16 protein-coding genes and 2 pseudogenes are annotated in these 16,427 nt (G+C 52.2%); 6 read left to right on the top strand and 12 right to left on the bottom strand.

Annotated elements, in window-relative coordinates; all coding sequences use genetic code 11:
* From PPL9_RS31085 to PPL9_RS04330, 8 genes and pseudogenes are all read right to left on the bottom strand, one after another.
* A pseudogene (locus PPL9_RS31085) lies at positions 1–408 on the bottom strand (M23 family peptidase); the annotation flags it as partial.
* Positions 405–953, bottom strand: coding sequence for a hypothetical protein (locus PPL9_RS04360; RefSeq protein WP_057461504.1), 549 nt, complete (start codon positions 951–953; stop codon positions 405–407). The gene PPL9_RS04360 and the pseudogene PPL9_RS31085, both read right to left, overlap by 4 nt.
* Positions 954–1,014: 61 nt before the next feature.
* Entirely contained in the window at positions 1,015–2,211 is a 1,197-nt protein-coding gene (locus PPL9_RS04355) for an acyl-CoA dehydrogenase family protein (protein ID WP_057461503.1), read from the bottom strand.
* Positions 2,212–2,243: 32 nt separating this feature from the next.
* Positions 2,244–2,678: a thioesterase family protein gene (locus PPL9_RS04350; RefSeq protein ID WP_057461502.1), complete on the bottom strand. Its 435-nt coding sequence runs from the start codon at positions 2,676–2,678 to the stop codon at positions 2,244–2,246.
* Entirely contained in the window at positions 2,659–3,309 is a 651-nt protein-coding gene (locus PPL9_RS04345; protein WP_057461501.1) for a prephenate dehydratase, read from the bottom strand. Before PPL9_RS04345 ends, PPL9_RS04350 begins: the two co-directional genes overlap by 20 nt.
* A gap of 414 nt (positions 3,310–3,723) precedes the next feature.
* Complete coding sequence (locus tag PPL9_RS04340; protein ID WP_057461500.1) at positions 3,724–4,422, bottom strand: glutathione S-transferase family protein; 699 nt, start codon at positions 4,420–4,422, stop codon at positions 3,724–3,726.
* A gap of 183 nt (positions 4,423–4,605) precedes the next feature.
* On the bottom strand, positions 4,606–5,538 hold the full coding sequence (locus tag PPL9_RS04335; RefSeq protein WP_057461499.1) for a LysR family transcriptional regulator: 933 nt from the start codon (positions 5,536–5,538) through the stop codon (positions 4,606–4,608).
* A 643-nt stretch (positions 5,539–6,181) separates the two neighbouring features.
* The gene (locus tag PPL9_RS04330) at positions 6,182–7,117 is read right to left on the bottom strand and encodes a LysR substrate-binding domain-containing protein (RefSeq protein ID WP_057461498.1); all 936 of its coding nucleotides are present in this window, start codon (positions 7,115–7,117) and stop codon (positions 6,182–6,184) included.
* Between the two features lie 125 nt (positions 7,118–7,242).
* Between PPL9_RS04330 and PPL9_RS04325 the strand changes: the two genes are divergently transcribed.
* The 6 genes from PPL9_RS04325 (at position 7,243) to PPL9_RS04300 (ending at position 12,462) form a co-directional block, all read left to right on the top strand.
* Entirely contained in the window at positions 7,243–8,079 is an 837-nt protein-coding gene (locus PPL9_RS04325) for a transporter substrate-binding domain-containing protein (RefSeq protein ID WP_057461497.1), read from the top strand.
* 4 nt (positions 8,080–8,083) lie between these two features.
* Positions 8,084–9,058, top strand: a complete 975-nt coding sequence (locus tag PPL9_RS04320) for an amino acid ABC transporter permease (RefSeq protein WP_057461496.1) — start codon at positions 8,084–8,086, stop codon at positions 9,056–9,058.
* A gap of 67 nt (positions 9,059–9,125) precedes the next feature.
* Positions 9,126–9,932 (top strand): gamma-glutamyl-gamma-aminobutyrate hydrolase family protein, encoded by an 807-nt coding sequence (locus PPL9_RS04315; protein ID WP_057461495.1) that lies wholly within the window; start codon positions 9,126–9,128, stop codon positions 9,930–9,932.
* 120 nt (positions 9,933–10,052) lie between these two features.
* The gene (locus PPL9_RS04310) at positions 10,053–10,610 is read left to right on the top strand and encodes a hypothetical protein (protein WP_057461494.1); all 558 of its coding nucleotides are present in this window, start codon (positions 10,053–10,055) and stop codon (positions 10,608–10,610) included.
* A 143-nt stretch (positions 10,611–10,753) separates the two neighbouring features.
* Positions 10,754–11,425 carry an HAD family hydrolase gene (locus PPL9_RS04305; RefSeq protein WP_057461493.1) on the top strand — a complete coding sequence of 224 codons (672 nt, stop codon included), beginning with the start codon at positions 10,754–10,756 and terminating at the stop codon, positions 11,423–11,425.
* Between the two features lie 143 nt (positions 11,426–11,568).
* On the top strand, positions 11,569–12,462 hold the full coding sequence (locus tag PPL9_RS04300) for an alpha/beta hydrolase (RefSeq protein ID WP_057461492.1): 894 nt from the start codon (positions 11,569–11,571) through the stop codon (positions 12,460–12,462).
* A gap of 156 nt (positions 12,463–12,618) precedes the next feature.
* Here the strand turns inward: PPL9_RS04300 and pobA are convergent, their stop codons facing one another.
* The 4 genes and pseudogenes from pobA to PPL9_RS04280 all read right to left on the bottom strand — a co-directional run.
* Complete coding sequence (gene pobA, locus PPL9_RS04295) at positions 12,619–13,836, bottom strand: 4-hydroxybenzoate 3-monooxygenase (protein WP_057461491.1); 1,218 nt, start codon at positions 13,834–13,836, stop codon at positions 12,619–12,621.
* A gap of 234 nt (positions 13,837–14,070) precedes the next feature.
* Entirely contained in the window at positions 14,071–15,426 is a 1,356-nt protein-coding gene (locus tag PPL9_RS04290) for a TRAP transporter large permease (protein ID WP_057461490.1), read from the bottom strand.
* Positions 15,426–15,938: a TRAP transporter small permease gene (locus PPL9_RS04285; protein ID WP_057461489.1), complete on the bottom strand. Its 513-nt coding sequence runs from the start codon at positions 15,936–15,938 to the stop codon at positions 15,426–15,428. The genes PPL9_RS04290 and PPL9_RS04285 overlap by 1 nt, the downstream gene beginning before the upstream one ends.
* A 2-nt stretch (positions 15,939–15,940) precedes the next feature.
* Positions 15,941–16,427: pseudogene (locus PPL9_RS04280) on the bottom strand (C4-dicarboxylate ABC transporter substrate-binding protein); the annotation flags it as partial.

Below are 16,427 nucleotides of genomic sequence, written 5' to 3'. Positions count from 1 at the left end.
ACCTACATGAGCAACAATGCCGTCTTCTGCTGCAACGGCCCAGTGCTTGCTGGCCTCACATGATGCCGGGCGAATGTCCTGCCCCTGATGGCCGCCCGATGCGCAGACGGGCAGATCAGCCCTGCGGAACTCGCAGAAGTTATCGCGCCATGGGTAGGAATAGTTCACCGGATCACACTCGGACCCGCCGTCAGCTTTGAATCCACCCGGTGCATAGGCGTGAGAGTTAGCATAGGCTGGGCCGGATTCCACCGGAAAACGCATGTTCGGAAAGAAGATGGCATGGCTTGCAACACCTTTACCGGTGTCTGCAATCAGGTCACCCGGCTGCATAAAGCGGGAGGCATCTTCCGCCTGTGCGGAGAAGCCAAAGGTCAGGGTCAGACAGAGATAGATAAATCGCATCATTGGTTTGCTCCATTCACAACAAGGAGGGTCTGAACGACGCTTTGAAGAAAATCAGGCTTACGGCAGCGCGTGTCTTTGATCGGGTTGTCGCAGGTCAGGCGGATTGTGTAATGCGCCCCGTAGCGGTTCAGATTGTAGTCTGCCCCGTTGCCGATGGACTCATGCGCCGTCGCCTTATGATGCTCGGTGAGATCTTCCGTTCCGGTCAGCACACTGTGAGACCCCAGAATGCTGATTTGCGCGCCTTCCAGAGCGTAAAACGCAGCATAGGATGAGTTCTGGCTTCCGAACTGTGGCGTCTCCATCTTCGCATCACTGCCGAAAATCAGGACAGGCAGCTCAATGTAACTGAGCTTGCCAGTTGTAGCGGCAACGAACTTTTCCACGGCGGCTGGATCCCGCGCGAGTGACCGCTTTGCAGCGATTTTGGCTGCTTGCCAATCGATCTTGGTTGGCACCCGCTCAACACCATTCTTTGCCAGAGTGGGAGCGGCGGTTGTTGCTGCCAGAAGAGTGGCCGCTAATGCGACTTTGGCGAATTCCATAAAAGTCTCCTGTAAATGCAAAAGAGTGCAAAGCCCCGGCAATATCGGGGCTCGCATCAAATCATGCTGTTTCAAGCAAGCGTTCTTCGCGCACGGGCGCTGCTTCTTTTGCCGCTTTCGCCTCCAGCCGTTTCATCTGGCTGATGATGTTGCGGCGGTGCATTTCCTCAGTGCCACCCACAGCGCAAAACGCCAGTGCATCGCGCAGGAAGGTCGAAACCTCGCCCTGGTGATAGCCTTTGGTGCCGTAGAGCTTGAGCAGGTCAATCGCACCACTGGTGATCGCTTCAGCGCCAACCAGCTTGGCAATGGAGCAGGTCATGCCGGCTTCCGGTGCACCGGACAGAAGCTGCTGGAGTGCGCCATAGGCGGTCCACTTGGCGGATTCTGCGGAGATGCGCATGTCGGTGAGCTTCTTCTGCACGTACTGGAACTCCAGCACCGGCACTTCGAAGGTCTGACGCTCCTGAGCGTAGCGCATCGCTTCCTTCAGCATCGGCTCAATCATCCATGCCGAAACCAGACCGTAATACAGCCTGCCGAGAGAGACGAAGGTGATCAGGTTGCGCAGGCCCTTGCCGGGAACGCCAAGCAGATCACCGTAATGCAGCGGTATATTGGTGAACTTCATCGGTCCGGTTGGCAAATCCAGATTGCCGAGTTTCTGGTCGTAGTCGCCAACTTCAAGGCCCTTGGTGCCTGCATCCAGCAAAATGAGCGAGATACCGTCACGCGCATGACCATCCAGCTTGCACACGACAAGCGTGAAATCCGCCACGGGCGCATGGGCAATGTTGTACTTGGCACCATTGAGCATGAACGTCTCATTTGGTCCCGGTGTCAGCACAGAGGAGGTGGAGCGCACATCTGTGCCCGTATCAGGGTCTGCAATCGCAGTTGCGCTGAGCTTCCCTTTCAGGATACGGCCAAGATAGTCCTTCTTCTGCGCTTCCGTGCCGAACAGGTTGAGTGCATGAACCATGCCTGCCTGTGCGATGACAGAAAGCAGAATACCCGGCGTGCGCACAGAGCATGCAAGACCTTCCAGAGCAGCGGTAAAGTCCCACCAGTCCGTGCCTGCACCGCCATACTCAGCCGGGACGATGATCTTCCAGAGACCGGCTTCTAAAAGCCGGTCCCATGTGTTCTGATCAAATGCCTGCTTGCCAGCGTGAAGCTCTGAGTGGTCAATCTGGCTGCCAATTTGAGCATACTTTGCTCGCAGAGCCTGTTGACGTTCATTCCATTGTAGATCCATCAGAGATCTCCAGATTTCAAAAGTGACGGATCTTAAGCTGGCTGATGATGAGCGGCAGGTTCTTGCAGAGCTGCAACCGCAGTCTTGAACTCATCCGGCACCGGATAGGTTGCCTGCTTTTCGTAATCAAACATCACGTGAGTGGAAGCTGCATTGGCAACCACGCGGCCATCTGCATCACCAAGACGCATTTCATGCTGCATCTCAAAGCTCTTGCCGCCAAACTTTGTCACACGGCTCAACACAACCAGATGGTCGCCGTAAAGAGCCTGAGAAACGTAGTCACAAGAGGTCTTCACCATGATGTGCGGCAGCTTTTCAGACTTAGGCAGCTTGAGCAGATCATGCATGTATTCCAGATAAGCGGACTGCATGTAATCGTAGTAGATCGGGCTGCTCACATGACCCATTGAATCTGTATCGCGGTAGCGGATATCGATTGGTGTTTCATAAGCTTTCTGTGTCATGAAATTCCCTCCTGTTGGGGTTTTGAAAATCATTGGTGAATGAAGGCTGAGTCTGTGTTGCGGCCTGCAACGGACCATGAATGGTGAAGCCCATGGGCACGGGACCGTGCTTTGTCAGGACTGTCAGAGAAAACTCGTTGGCGGCGCACAGCGTGGTGATGCAGCCATCTGCCTCGCCCTTGGCGCACACAGCCGCGGCTTGCGCGTTGCTGGTGACGTACTTGCGCTCAATAGAGGCCGGGATCAGTTTTTCCGGTGCCGGATGCGTTGCGCAAAGGGCTGGTGTTTTGCCAGTAGAAGAGGCCAGCACCATGTTGTCGGTGTTCATGATGAACACGTCCATCAGTTTCAGCTGGCCGATGTGCTCGTAAATAATTGAATGAAGATGCGGGTAGGCGACGACACTCAGCAAAACGGACTTGCGGCATTGAGCAACGGCTTCCGCTGCAATTTCCATGGTCGGGTGAAGAAAGACCTCAGCGTTTTTGCAGTGACGTTGTACCCATGTCAGAGCTGCTCTCTCGCAGTTCGTACCAGTCGGCCCTAGAGTGTGAACTTGCCGGACCCAATCAAAGGACAGTGGGGCTGTTCCTTTGGCCAAATAGTCCGAGGCTTCAATATGTGCATCCATAAATTCTCTGATCCTTCACTTGGGAAGAAAGACTGAAAAATGCCGATGCAGGATTTGCGCGAGGCGCTCCCCTGACAAACTGCGTTGGCTTGTCGTTGTTCTTATGCATGGGCAGAGCGGTCGCACGCGCAGACTCCGATAAATCTCCGTTTGCTCTGCCGGTCTTGAGGTGAAATTTGTTCCTCGCGTCCAGTAATATTTTTTCGTGTGGCCCTATGGAGCCGGAAAGGTTTGCTTTGAACAAGCTGAAAAAACTGATGGCTTCCCTCAGGATAGATGAGGAATGCCTCAGCGGAAGTTATCGCTTCTAAATTATTGATAATACAGGCGGTTGCATAAAAAGAAGGCACCGCAAAAAATGCGATGCCTTCTGAAGGGCTTAGTAATTTGGAGTTGCGCGAAATATAGACAGCGCTAGGCGGCAACAGCTTCGCTGAGAGCTTTGCGACCCATGTAATCATGAAGATCCAACATGCGTTCAAACCACAAATTGACAGGGTCACTTGGCGCAAGAATTGGATCTGGGCAACACACTTTGCACCACTGCAAGGTGCCGAACAGAACATAATCTGCATGCATCGCTCTCTCACCACCGAACCAATCCTGATTGGTGAGCAGATCGCGCACAGGGTTCAACTTTTCCGGCAAAGTGCTCAGTTCAGCGTCTCTCCCTGCATAGACCTCCTCGAGAGGTTTTCCGAACCGTTTTTCGCGTGCAGGCCGGAAGTAGGCGCGGTCGTCATCATTCATGATGTTGTACATATCCATCACAGCAATCACCGCCAATGTCGGGTGCAGGACGGTTTTGCAGTAGCTCTCCACAAAATGGGAAAGCTGGAGACCGCCAGCGCCATCAAACAGGCTGGGTGCGTCCTGATAAGTCTCTTCCAGATACTCGGCGATCTCAAAACTATCGCCTAAAAGCTTGCCTTGGTCGTTGAGAACCGGAACGCTGGTGAAAGATCCGTCTTCAATATTGGAAATGTCGCCAAAGAAAACCGGCTTCAGGTCAAAATCGAGGCCCTTGTGCTTCAGGGACATCATAATTTTCCAGACATGCGGGGAGTAATGTTGCCCGGAGGCTCCGCTGAGGCTGTAAAGAAGTCTTTGCATGTGGCTTCTCCCGATGAGAATTAAACAATGGGTTTGCGTTAAAAAATTCCTCAGTATTCCGGATTGTTTTTGTCTTTAACGCCAACTGGGCAGAGCAGCCATCCGCCCAACTGGAAAGCAGGGTGCAGCGACTTCAGCCCATTGCTGAGCTGAAGTCTTGCAAACCTGGTTCTTTTGAAAGTGTCAGGAGGCGATGAGCGCCGCCTCTAGTGTTCGGTCGTCCTGAAACGAAAGGCTCGTGCAATTGTCTGTCGCCAGAATGGAGCGAACCGCCGCAATCACCGGGTCTTCTTTCCGGCAGGAAAGGTGCGCAAACAACACGCGGGCTGATTTTTGCACCTGCGAGAGCAAGACGATGTCGCCCTGGTTCTCTTGAGGGTTTGTTGAGTTGGCATGAACGAGCCCGATACCAACACCGCTGGCAATCAAAGCACGTGTAACCCCCTCATCATCCACATTGATCACCCGCTTGGGCCTGATGCCATGCGTGTCCAGAAGGTCCCTTGCCACACGCCCGCAACAGGAATTTCCGCTTGGGTAGATCCACGGCACGTTTTCAAGTGCCTTCCAGTTCACCTCAGCCGCAACGGGTACAAGGTCCGCAGGGGCTGCGAGGTAAACGCAGAAATTGGAGATCTCCAATGTGGAGAGCCCGGCGTCATCCTCGCCCGTTTCCGTATAAAATCCGGCGTCGAGGCTGCCATTGCGAATGCCTTCCAGCACCTTCACAGAGGGGCGGTGCTGTAGCTCAACTTCAACCTCGGGGAACTCCTGAGACATGGCCGCAAGCAGATTGCTCACAACGCCTGTGCTTGAGTTGCGGCCAGCGCCGAGGGTCAAATTGCCTGCAAGACTTCCGCGTAACCGCGATGCTTCTTCCAGAAACTTCTGGTGCCGGTCCAGCAACTGATGTGCTTCCGTGAGGAGGCGTTGTCCGTCGGGGGTGACCGCCATTCCACGGGGTGTTCGTTGGAAGAGCGTTAATCCCAATGTCTCTTCCATGTTTTTGATATGCGCACTGACAGCTGGCTGGCTGCGAAAGAGCAATTCTGAAGCTTTGGTTATGCTGCCTTCGCGCGCGACCGTCACGAAGGTTTTGAGTTGATGAATGTCCATCCTTTTCCTTCCAATAAGAAAAGAGTTTCTTGAACGTATTCGGCTCTGAAAAGGACAATAACTATGCTCAGCCGTTGGCTTTGGGCTAGTGTGCTGGCACCCGCTAAACGGGTATGCCCTGCTATCACCCTACGATATCTCTGCAGTCAGACCAAGCCTACTTTTGAAGGCCTGTTCTCCCGAGAGATGTATGTCCGGTCATGTTGCCGGGCTGGACGCTGAGCTCCTGATCTCTTTCGTATAGCGAAGTTCGATTCCGCCGCAATAAGTAAATTAATTTGCGGTTTGGATGAATAATTTGATTGCTCATCATCATGTAAGTAGTTTGTTCCCTTGTTTTAGTTTAGTGATTTTAATTTTGTTGTATTTATTGATGTAAAAATCTGCTTATTGTGATTATATGATTTTTATCTATTTAATATGACAATACATAATCAATTATTATTGTATAGATCTAAAGTGAAATATTCATAATAACTTTAATATAGCTCTTTGTTTGCTTGATGGTTTTTTGGGCAGATGGGAGGTCAAGTGACTACTTCCTTGGCACTTTGACGGCAACAATGTGGGCAAACTGACAATATGTCGGGAGCATGAGTGTCAGCTTGACTATCTTATCCAGATGGTTTTGGGGGCAAGTTGCTTAGCGGATTTGCATCTTTGTCATCTCGTCACTCAGCCAGTTGATGAAATCCCAAACCGGGGCTGAGGGGATAGATGTTTCTGGCAAGACAAACTGAAAAGCACGCTGGCACGGCAGCGTCTCAGCAAACGGTTCAACAAGCGTGCCTGCATTCAATGCATCTATGACATAGAGATCTCTGAGAATGGCAAAGCCACGTCCGGCAATAGCGCTTTGCAAGATAAGGTCCGTGTTGTTGAAGGTGAGCTGCTGCACCATCTGGCCGGAAAAGTCGGGCCAACTGGCTTCCAGATACTTCTGCCAGTGGAAGGCCTCATCTTCATGAATGAAATCAGCTTTGGCAAAGAGCTCAACAGGCGCTGAATGCGGTGCCAGACGCTCTCCTGCGATGGTCTCCAGATAGTTTGGTGAGCACACCACACGCATCCGCTCGTGCGGCAGGGGAATAAGTGGGGACGCGCCGAGATCTCCCTCAGGCTTGGGCAGCAAGCGCAGCGCCACATCGAGCTTTTCCTCCGCAAAATCAACGAAGCGATTGGCTGCGCTGATCCGGATCGCCACATGAGGATGCGAGGCGGAGAACTGGGCCAGACGTGGGACCAGCATGATGGAGGCGAGAGAGGGCGCAATGCCAATTGTGAGCTGCTTTCGTGCGGTCTGGCTGGCGAGGAGGTATGAGAGGTTCTCTATACCATTGTTGATTGCTGAAACTTCCGAAAGGATATCTTGAACCAGTTCCGTCTGCTCCAGATTGCGCCCGTTCATGCGGAACAGCTTAACATCCCAACGCTCTTCTAACTGCTTGATATGATAGGATACTGTTGGTTGCGAGACGTTCAGTTCCCGTGCGGCAGCGGAGATGGATTTGTGCCGTGCAACTGCCGCGAGTGCGCGTAATTCCTGAAGGGTCGGGACGAAACGTCGAGAGATGGCCATGAATTATGTATAGAGTTTTTCTATACATGGATCAATCAGACTGATTTGTCTTGCTCTGACCCGCACCTATAAACTGCCTAAAACTTTGAGAAATATCCGTCATAATGACGAATTTGGGGGTTGGGATGTTTAAAAATACCGGAAAAGCCATCTTAGGGGCTGCATTATTTGTCTCTGCAAGCGTTGTTGGCATGAGCGCACAGGCGGGAGAGGCTCTGGATGGGATCATGAAGAGCAAGACGTTGCTCGTGGGCTCTAACTCTGATTATCGCCCGAACGCGTTTATGGGAGACGACAACCAGCTGCAGGGCTTTGACATTGACGTTTCCAAAGAGATCGCAAAGCGTCTTGGTGTTGAGGTGCAGTTTGTAACGCCGGGTTGGGAAATCATGACTGCGGGCCGCTGGTCTGGCAGATGGCATATGGTTGTCGGGTCCATGACCCCAACAAAAGCCCGCGCACAGGTGTTGGATTTCCCTGCCGTGTACTACTACACTCCGGCAGCTTTTGCGGTTCACAAAAACTCCAAGGCAACATCGCTTAAGGATCTGGACGGCAAGGTGATCGGCGTTGTTGGCTCGTCCACCTACCACAAGTACCTGGAGCACAAGCTTGAGATTGATGCGGTTGGCGCACCGGCGTTCGAATACGCTGTGACACCGGGTGAAATCAAACTTTACAGCGATATCAACGAGTTTGACGAGCTGTCTCTTGGTGACGGCGTGCGTCTTGACGCATTGGCGCAGTCCGTTCCTGTTATTCAGCAGGCGATGAAGAAAGGCCTGCCGATCAAACAGCTGGGTGATCCGATCTTTTATGAGCCGCTGGCGATTGCGATTGATAAAGGCGACAAAGAGCTCAGCGACAAGCTGGCTTCCATTGTTGAGGACATGAAGAGCGATGGCACTTTGACCAAGCTCTCCGTGAAATGGCACGGCGCGGACCTCGTGAGCGTTAAGTAAGATCATGGTCACACTCACCAATGGCGCTTTCAGGCAGGGTCCGGCCCGCCTGAAAGCAGCAGCAACGCTCGGATCACTGGCCTTTGTGATCGCGTTTTATCTCGCGTTCAATCAAGGCGTGATCGGGTCATTCCTTCGCCCTGCGATGAGTGAAGAAACACTTGCCAGCTGGTGGGGGCGTTTTTCTGTATCCATGGTGATTTTCCTGCTGGCGTCAGGGCTGGGGTTTCTCATACTCAGCCTGTCCCGGCGCGCTCAGCTGATCACTGTGTGGCTTCTGCTTGCTGCAGGTGCTTTCGGGTTCTTCCTGAGCTTTGAGCTGAGTTTTGAGTTTATCGGGCGCAAACTGCCCTTCCTGATAACGACAGGGGCGTTCACCACGCTCTATGTTTCTGCCATTGCGATCACACTGGCCTTCATCTTCGCCTTGCTGGGTGCCACCGCAAAGCTCTCTGGCATTGGGGTGGTTGAAGGTGTCGGGGCATTTTATACTTCGTACTTTCGCGGCGTGCCGTTGCTGGTGCAGCTCTTCCTGATCTATCTCGGTCTGCCGCAGATTGGCTACGTCATTTCACCCGTCCCGGCAGCAATCATCGCGCTGTCGCTGGTGTATGGGGCGTACATGACCGAGATTTTCCGCTCTGGCATCCAGTCAATCTCACTTGGGCAATGGGAAGCTGCGGATGCGTTGGGCCTGCCGCGTTTGTTGACGTTTCGAAAAGTCATTCTGCCCCAAGCCATGCGGGTTATTGTGCCGCCAACGGGCAACCAGTTCATCGCGATGCTCAAGGATTCCTCGCTGGTTTCGGTTGTCGGCGTCTGGGACATCATGTTCATTGCACGAACGCAGGGACGGTCTGACTTCAAGATTCTGGAGATGCTGATCACCGCCTCCATCATCTACTGGGTCATGTCGGTCATGCTGGAATTTGTGCAACAGCGCATTGAGACACATTACGCAAAATCGCTGAAGCGATAATTTTTCTTCCATTGATTTTGAGCGCGTAGGTGCGCCGCGAGTTTTCGTGCCCTGAAGGGATACGCTTATGACAAGCAAGACTGGCAAAACCACGCCGCAGAGCGTGGCTGCTGATAAAAGAACCATTGTCGGAATTTTGGCGAATTCCTCAGAAGATGCGGGCCTTGGAACGCAAACCATTGATGATAAGTACCTGACAGCCGCATTGCAGGCTGTTGGGGCAATCCCTCTCATCATCCCAACGCTCTTGAGGGAAGCTGAGCTGGCCCATGTACTGTCCTTGGTGGACGGGCTTATTCTGACAGGGGACGCCTCCAACATTCAGCCTGCGTATTACAACAATGACGGCACCTTTGAGAGCCATGGCCCGTTTGATAACAAACGCGACACCTCTGCATTTGCGCTGATCCGTGCCGCTTTTGAAAATGACCTGCCACTGCTTGGAATTTGCCGCGGCATGCAGGAAATGAATGTGGCTTTCGGCGGCACAATCCGAAATGACCTTTATGCGAACCAAGAGTTTTCGCTGCACCACCCCATCGACTACACGCTGCCACCAAAACAAAGATACGGGGCAGCTCATCAGCTCATCCTTGAAGAGGATGGACTGCTGAACTCTATCCTTGGTGAAGGCGACCATCAGGTAAACTCTCTGCACGAACAAGCGGTTGAGGCGCTTGGAGACGGGCTGGTGCTTGATGCTCTTTCTGAGGACGGCGTGATTGAAGCCTTTCATCATCCAGACAAAGCGTTCTTCCTTGGCATTCAGTGGCATGCTGAGTTTGAAGCTGTCAGCAATCCCGTTTCCACCCGCATTTTTGCGGCCTTTTCTAAGGCGATGCTGAGCACAGAGGGCGTGAAGGCGTTCCTGTAATTCTTCTCAATTCAAAACGGATTGCAGCTATTTACCTAGGAAAATTCGAACCAATCTCAACTAAGTGTCCTCTGATTATTCAATGGTTCCGCTGAGTGGTTGAGACAGGGTTGTATCATTGTGAAAAGGTTCATTGATGAATGGAAAGGCTATTTTGGAGACCTCCCTCCCTATAGCCATTACCTCCGTGATGTACTGCCCGAAAGGTGGGTCAGGTTCCATGCACTGCCAGATACAAGGCGATACGCAGAAACGCCGGAAGAAGCCGCAATTGTCTTTAACAGAGGCAGAGTACTGGCCAATCGTATTTTAAAGGAGGGGCAGAATTGCCTCTTCATCTCGTATTTCCCGAATTTCGATAAGTATCCTCTCCCTTACAGTCACAAGCTTCTTGATCAGTTTCGTCTGAAATACTGGTTCAAATGGAAGTATGAGGATGACCCATGGGGCGAAGAGGAAACCATAGGCTTTTACGGCAATGAGGTGCGCTGGTTTCCTGAGGTCTATCGCGAAGCCCTTAAAGATGCAGCACAGGATGAAGAGCGGTTTCTGCTCATGAACCGGGAAACATCGCGCATATTTGCACCCTATGACGGCGGCTTCGATTGCTTCATGCAAAATGCAGAGGAAGTTGCCCGTCTTAAATGTGAGTTTGCAGAATGGCTTCCTCCTTGCTGATGTTGCGAAGCCAAAAAATCTCACACTGAGTAATAAAGCGTCATCCTGAATTGACCATCTCCAACAACTGGTATGCTTGGGCAGGCGGAGTGTGGCCAAAGCGAAACTTGACGAACTGCCGTTAAGGTGTTCACAGTCCAGCTATGATTTCTGCAGTAATATTTGATCTTGATGAAACGCTTTTTGCTCGCACGTCTTCCTTGAAGGCGTTCGCAGAAGACCAGTTAAACAAACAGTACCCGAACGTGTTCCCGACTCCTTCTCATGTCGTGGCTCTTTTGTTGGAGCTCGACAATCGGGGGAGGTCGTCAAAATATAAAGTGTACCAAACGCTATTCAAAGAGTTTGGAATAGACGACCAAAATCTCGCAGCTGAGTTATACGATCACTACATGCGAAACGCATGGCGATTTGCGATGCCGTTTGAGGGACTTAACGAGGCGTTTAGTGAAATCAGGGCCTTGGGTGCAAAAATCGGAATTGTCACTAACGGAAGGACCGACATACAGTTGAGGTCTCTTCTGGCTCTAAATTTGGACCGGCTCGCCGACGACTACATTATCTCAGAGGCAGTTGGGTTGCGAAAACCAGATGCGAAGATTTTTCAACTTGCAGCTGGAAATCTATCAGTTCGGACTGAGGATTGCGTCTTTGTTGGCGACTCTCCAACGGCTGATGTTTCCGGGGCCCAAACAGTTGGAATGAAATCCGTTTGGTTTCCGAATGGTGCTATCTGGCCCAAAGATCTTCCCATACGAGCTGATGCAGAAATACAGTCTTTGTCAGAGTTAATTGGAGTATTGAAGGCTTTTTGAATATCAGCTCGGGTCTTTCGGCATACCGAACAGGCGATTTTGGCTGTTCGGAGGCTTTTGAGTATGAAAGTTTATTACTTTCTCATAGCAGGCCTGATCTATAGTGTTGCGCAAGGGACCGCGCGATATAGGGGACTGTACATATGAAGTTTATTGAAGCCGGGGTGCTGAACATCGCCTATATGGATGTTGGGCCGAAATCAGGTGTTCCAGCTGTTCTGCTTCATGGCTTTCCCTATGATGTGCGCAGCTATGACGAAGTCTCCGTTATTCTCGCCAATCGCGGTTTTCGATGCATCATCCCTTACTTGCGTGGCTACGGGCCTACCCAATATCTGTCTTCGCAAACGCCGCGCTCCGGTCAGCAAGGCGCATTGGCCTTTGATCTGCGGTCACTGATGGTGGCTTTGGAGCTGCCGCAGGCGATTGTTGCGGGCTATGACTGGGGTGGTCGGGCAGCCTGTATCGCCGCAGCCCTCTGGCCGGAAAAGGTGAGGGGGCTTGTGAGTGGCGGGGTGGCCTACAACATCCAGAACATTCCTGCAGCCTACCGACCTGCCTCGCCTGAGGAGGAACAGCTCTGGTGGTATCAGTACTATTTCCAGAGTGAACGTGGCCGCAATGGTCTGACTGAGAACCGCGAAGAGCTGACAAAAATGCTCTGGCAGCAATGGTCACCCACCTGGGAGTTTTCTCGCCGAACCTTCCGTGAAACCGCCGAGAGCTTTGACAATCCTGATTTCGTTGAGACTGTCATCCACTCCTACAGACACCGTTTTGGGCTGGTTGAGGGAGATCCTGCTTTTGAGAAGATCGAGGTTCTGCTCACCGCGCAGCCGAAGATCAATGTACCAGCCATTGCATTGCTTGGTGCCAATGATGGCGTAAGCCCACCGCGGCACAGCAAAGGGCACGAAACAAACTTCAACGGATATTATGAGGCGCGTCTCGTCGAGGGTACAGGACATAACCTGCCGCAAGAAAACCCTGAGGCCTTTGCCGCAGCGATTGTTGAAATTGCTGACAAAACAGAATAGTAAGCCGCGTTCTCGTGGTGGGGGGAGAGGGATGGACCTCTCTCCAATTGCTGGACTACAGCGCATCTCCGAAAAGTGGGAACCTGTTTTCGGATAAAGATACGCAAAAACAAAGGCTAAAGCAGTTCAGGTGTTTCAACCTAAATGCGAACTGCTTTAAGCTGCTGACAAGGTCAGCGCATCCAGCTCTTCAAATGGCAAACCAACATATTCTTCTGCCAAGGCCCGCTGATGGGTCTCATTTTGCAGCAGCAGCTCGTAGCTGTTTTGCTGGATTTTCGCATCAAACCCGTTCATCTCCGGAAACACATGCAACAGCTGCGTCATCCGCCACGAGAAATTCTCAGAGCTCCACACACGGCGCAACGCCAGCTCGGAATAACGCTCCAGATGAGCGGAGTGATTGCTCTTGATCTGTTCAATCAATCCGCGTGAGAGATAGAACACATCAGAGGCTGCGAGATTGAGCCCCTTCGCTCCGGTTGGTGGCACAATGTGAGCTGCATCGCCTGCGAGGAACATACGTCCGTATTGCATTGGTTCAGCCACGAAGCTGCGGAGTGGCGCGATGGATTTTTCAATAGAGGGTCCGGTGACGATATCTGACGCCACATCCGCAGGGAAGCGGGCGATCAGCTCTTCCCAGAACCGCTCATCGGACCAGTCCATAACACTGTCTGTCAGCGGGCACTGAATGTAATAGCGGCTGAGCAGGCGGTTGCGCTGCGAAGCAAGTGCAAACCCACGCTCATGATAGGCATAGACCAAATCCGGCAGGGGGGGCACTTCCGCCATGATGCCAAGCCAGCCAAACGGATAAGCCCGCTCGTAGGTGCGCAAAATGTCGTCAGGAATAGTCTTGCGGCTGACACCGTGGAACCCGTCACAACCAGCAATGTAGTCGCAGTCCAGATGACAGGTCTGCCCGTCCTTCATGTAGGTCACAGAAGGCTTGTCAGAGGTCACATCATGAAGGGTCACGTCAGTGGCTTCGTTGATGATGTTGCCGCCAGCACGTTCGCGGGCGTCATACAGGTCTTCGGTGATGTCGGTCTGGCCGTAGACCATCATCTCCTTGCCGGTCCATTTGTGCGTATCAATGAAATGACTTTCAAAGCCCTGCCGCGTAATCCATGAGCCTCTTTTGCTCTTACCATTCTTATCCATACGCTCCGCAAGGCCATAATCGCGGAGCAGTTGGACAGTGCCGGTCTCTAAAAGACCAGCACGAATGCGAGAGAGAACATAGTCTTTACTGCGCTGTTCCAGGACAACGCTGTCCACGCCGTTTTCGCTCAGGATGTGAGAGAGTAATAAACCAGCAGGACCGCCGCCGATAATCGCAACCTGAGTACGATCTCTATGGTGGGTCATGAAAAATTCCTTAGGTTCAAAACATCTGGCAGATCGCGGCAATGGGGTATGCGCTAAGTCAGAAGTAAAATGGATTGCGAATACACGTTTGAATAGTGTTCAGTGTTGCTGTTTATGATTGATATGTAAAATTGATTTATAGGCAGAAATTATAGCAAAATTGCTATCAGAGCGCTTTGATCCATTCGGTTGTCTCAGCAATCAATGCGGCCAAGACAACCTGTCGTTTTGCATTTAGGAAAGCACTCTGGGCAGCCAAAGGGTTAGCGCTGGGAAGCTCACCAGAATTGCGACACGCACCAGCTCCGCGCCAAAGAACGGCGCAACACCTTTGAAGGTCTGGATCATCGGTGTGTCTTTTGCCAAAGCTGAAATCACGAAGACATTCATGCCCACTGGCGGTGTAATCAGCCCAAGCTCGACGACGATCAGCGCCAGAATTCCGAACCAGATTTTCAGGTCCTCGGTGCTCATTCCGTACCCAGCGCCGTCAGCGCCCTGATACATGCCGCCGTTCAGCTCCATAAGCACAGGCCAGAAGAACGGGATGACCAGCAACATCATGGACATGCTGTCCATCAGACAACCAAGCGCAATGAGTGCCAACAGGATCAGCAGCATCACGGTCATGGGTTCCAAACCGGAGCCTGCAATCCACGCTGCCGTCTCCTGCGGCAAGCCAATGCGGGACATGAAGATCTTGAGCAGTTCCGCACCCAGCAGGATCAGATAGATCATGCCAGAAGTCGCTGCTGTCTCCTTCAGCGCCTCGATCATATCGCTGAGGGACAGATTGCGCTGGAGCAGTCCAAACATCATGACGAGAAACACACCCACAGCAGCTGCTGGTGTTGGATTGTAGAAGCCGAAATAGATGCCGCCGATGACAAGTCCGAAAACGGTCAGTACAGGCAGCACGCCGAGGGAGGCTGCGAGGAACTCTTCTCGGGTTCCGGCACCACCTGCAGGGCCAGATGAGGGACTGACGAAAACGTAGAGCGCGATCACCGCGAGGAACAAAAGAACGGCCAAAATACCCGGAATAAACGCAGCAACGAACATAGTAACGATGTTCGCCTCCACGATCACCGCATAGATGATCAAAACAACGCTTGGCGGGATGAGAATTCCCAGAACTCCGCCAGCTGCGAGCGTGCCGGTGGCTAAAGCACCTGAATAATTATAACGCTTCAGCTCTGGCAGAGCGACTTTGCCCATGGTTGAGGCGGTCGCGAGTGATGATCCGCAAACAGCGCCAAACCCGGCACAGGAGGCAATTGCTGCCATAGCCGTGCCGCCCTTCATCCAGCCAAGCCATGCATTGGCCGCTCTGAACAGGGACTGGCTCAAGCCGGTTTTTGAGGCGAGCGCACCCATCAGAATAAACAGCGGAATGACGGAGAGATCGTAAATGGCGAACTGGCCATATGCCAATGTTTTCAACTGACTAAGTAGCAGCATTGGGCCGTTGACGAGCGCAATCCCAACGCCGCCAACAAGAATCATCGCGTAGGCAATCGGGATACGAATGACAATGAGGAACACCAAAATGGCGAGGGCTCCAAAGCCCATGAAAAGACTTTCCGCCATCAGGTTCTCCGAGTCAGATCTCTGGTGTTTTCACTCAGCGTAATAATCGCCCCAATGCTCAGAAGAAAAAGCGAAATCAAAACAGGGACATACGCATACCAAACGGGAATCTGCAAAATTGCAGTGGTGTAATCGTACTCTCTTTGATCAGACATACCATGGTACATCCGCCACAACAGCAGCAACCCAAACCCAAACGCAATCAGCGATGCGATTAACGCCAGAAACGCTTTCAAACGAGGTCCAGCCTTACTGGTGAAAATGTCCGCTGTGACATTGGCATCGGTGATCTGACAGAAGGGCAGGAAGGAAAAGACTGCGATAGCAACGCCGATCTCAGTGAGCTCGAAATCCCCGGGAAAGGGAGCTGCCCATATGTTGCCAAGGGTGGAGTAGATGTTTATCGCGACCACCGCCAGCAGAACCACACCGCCGGTAAGTGCCCATGCTACAATAAGTTTTTCGAATGCACCGGCAATGCCGGTGCGTCCGAGTTTTTGAAAGGCGCCCATAGCTACTCGCTGTGCTTGGAAATCAATGCCTGTGCTTTTGCAACAATCGCGTTGCCATCAATGCCTTTTTTGGCGACTTCTGAGGTCCATTTATCAACGACCGGAGCCAGAGCTTCTCTAAAGACAGCTGTTTCTTCTTCAGAAAGAGTGATGTGTTTGTTGCCTGACTTTACAGCGAGGCCGATGCCAAAGTCATCTGTCGCACGCCAAACTTCACCAACCTTTGCCCACCATTCAGGACCAGATGCATCACGGAAAGCCTTCTGAATGTCTTCAGGTAACCCTTCCCAGCGATCTTTGTTCATGGAAACCTGGAAGACAGAAGTACCAAACCGTGCTTTGCCAGCACCTTCGATCTGATACTCGGTCTGTTCCTGAATTTTCAGCGGTGGAATGATTTCCCAAGGAATAAACGCCGCATCAATCACGCCTTTTTGCAAAGCTGTCGGCAGCTCAGGGACCGGCATTGCTGCAGGAGAGGCGCCAAGC

The sequence above is a fragment of the Pseudovibrio sp. POLY-S9 genome, from assembly GCF_001431305.1.
Lineage (GTDB): Bacteria > Pseudomonadota > Alphaproteobacteria > Rhizobiales > Stappiaceae > Pseudovibrio.
The sequence above is the reverse complement of the archived record's forward strand: the minus strand, read 5'-3'. Positions and strand labels throughout refer to the sequence as shown.

Coding starts and splice junctions, on each gene's coding strand:
- PPL9_RS04285 (WP_057461489.1), bottom strand. CDS start 15,938: ATGGGCGCCTTTCAAAAACTCGGACGCACCGGCATTGCCGGTGCATTC.
- PPL9_RS04320 (WP_057461496.1), top strand. CDS start 8,084: ATGGTCACACTCACCAATGGCGCTTTCAGGCAGGGTCCGGCCCGCCTG.
- PPL9_RS04345 (WP_057461501.1), bottom strand. CDS start 3,309: ATGGATGCACATATTGAAGCCTCGGACTATTTGGCCAAAGGAACAGCC.
- PPL9_RS04305 (WP_057461493.1), top strand. CDS start 10,754: ATGATTTCTGCAGTAATATTTGATCTTGATGAAACGCTTTTTGCTCGC.
- PPL9_RS04350 (WP_057461502.1), bottom strand. CDS start 2,678: ATGACACAGAAAGCTTATGAAACACCAATCGATATCCGCTACCGCGAT.
- PPL9_RS04360 (WP_057461504.1), bottom strand. CDS start 953: ATGGAATTCGCCAAAGTCGCATTAGCGGCCACTCTTCTGGCAGCAACA.
- PPL9_RS04355 (WP_057461503.1), bottom strand. CDS start 2,211: ATGGATCTACAATGGAATGAACGTCAACAGGCTCTGCGAGCAAAGTAT.
- PPL9_RS04315 (WP_057461495.1), top strand. CDS start 9,126: ATGACAAGCAAGACTGGCAAAACCACGCCGCAGAGCGTGGCTGCTGAT.
- PPL9_RS04335 (WP_057461499.1), bottom strand. CDS start 5,538: ATGGACATTCATCAACTCAAAACCTTCGTGACGGTCGCGCGCGAAGGC.
- PPL9_RS04330 (WP_057461498.1), bottom strand. CDS start 7,117: ATGGCCATCTCTCGACGTTTCGTCCCGACCCTTCAGGAATTACGCGCA.
- PPL9_RS04340 (WP_057461500.1), bottom strand. CDS start 4,422: ATGCAAAGACTTCTTTACAGCCTCAGCGGAGCCTCCGGGCAACATTAC.
- PPL9_RS04290 (WP_057461490.1), bottom strand. CDS start 15,426: ATGGCGGAAAGTCTTTTCATGGGCTTTGGAGCCCTCGCCATTTTGGTG.
- pobA (WP_057461491.1), bottom strand. CDS start 13,836: ATGACCCACCATAGAGATCGTACTCAGGTTGCGATTATCGGCGGCGGT.
- PPL9_RS04300 (WP_057461492.1), top strand. CDS start 11,569: ATGAAGTTTATTGAAGCCGGGGTGCTGAACATCGCCTATATGGATGTT.
- PPL9_RS04325 (WP_057461497.1), top strand. CDS start 7,243: ATGTTTAAAAATACCGGAAAAGCCATCTTAGGGGCTGCATTATTTGTC.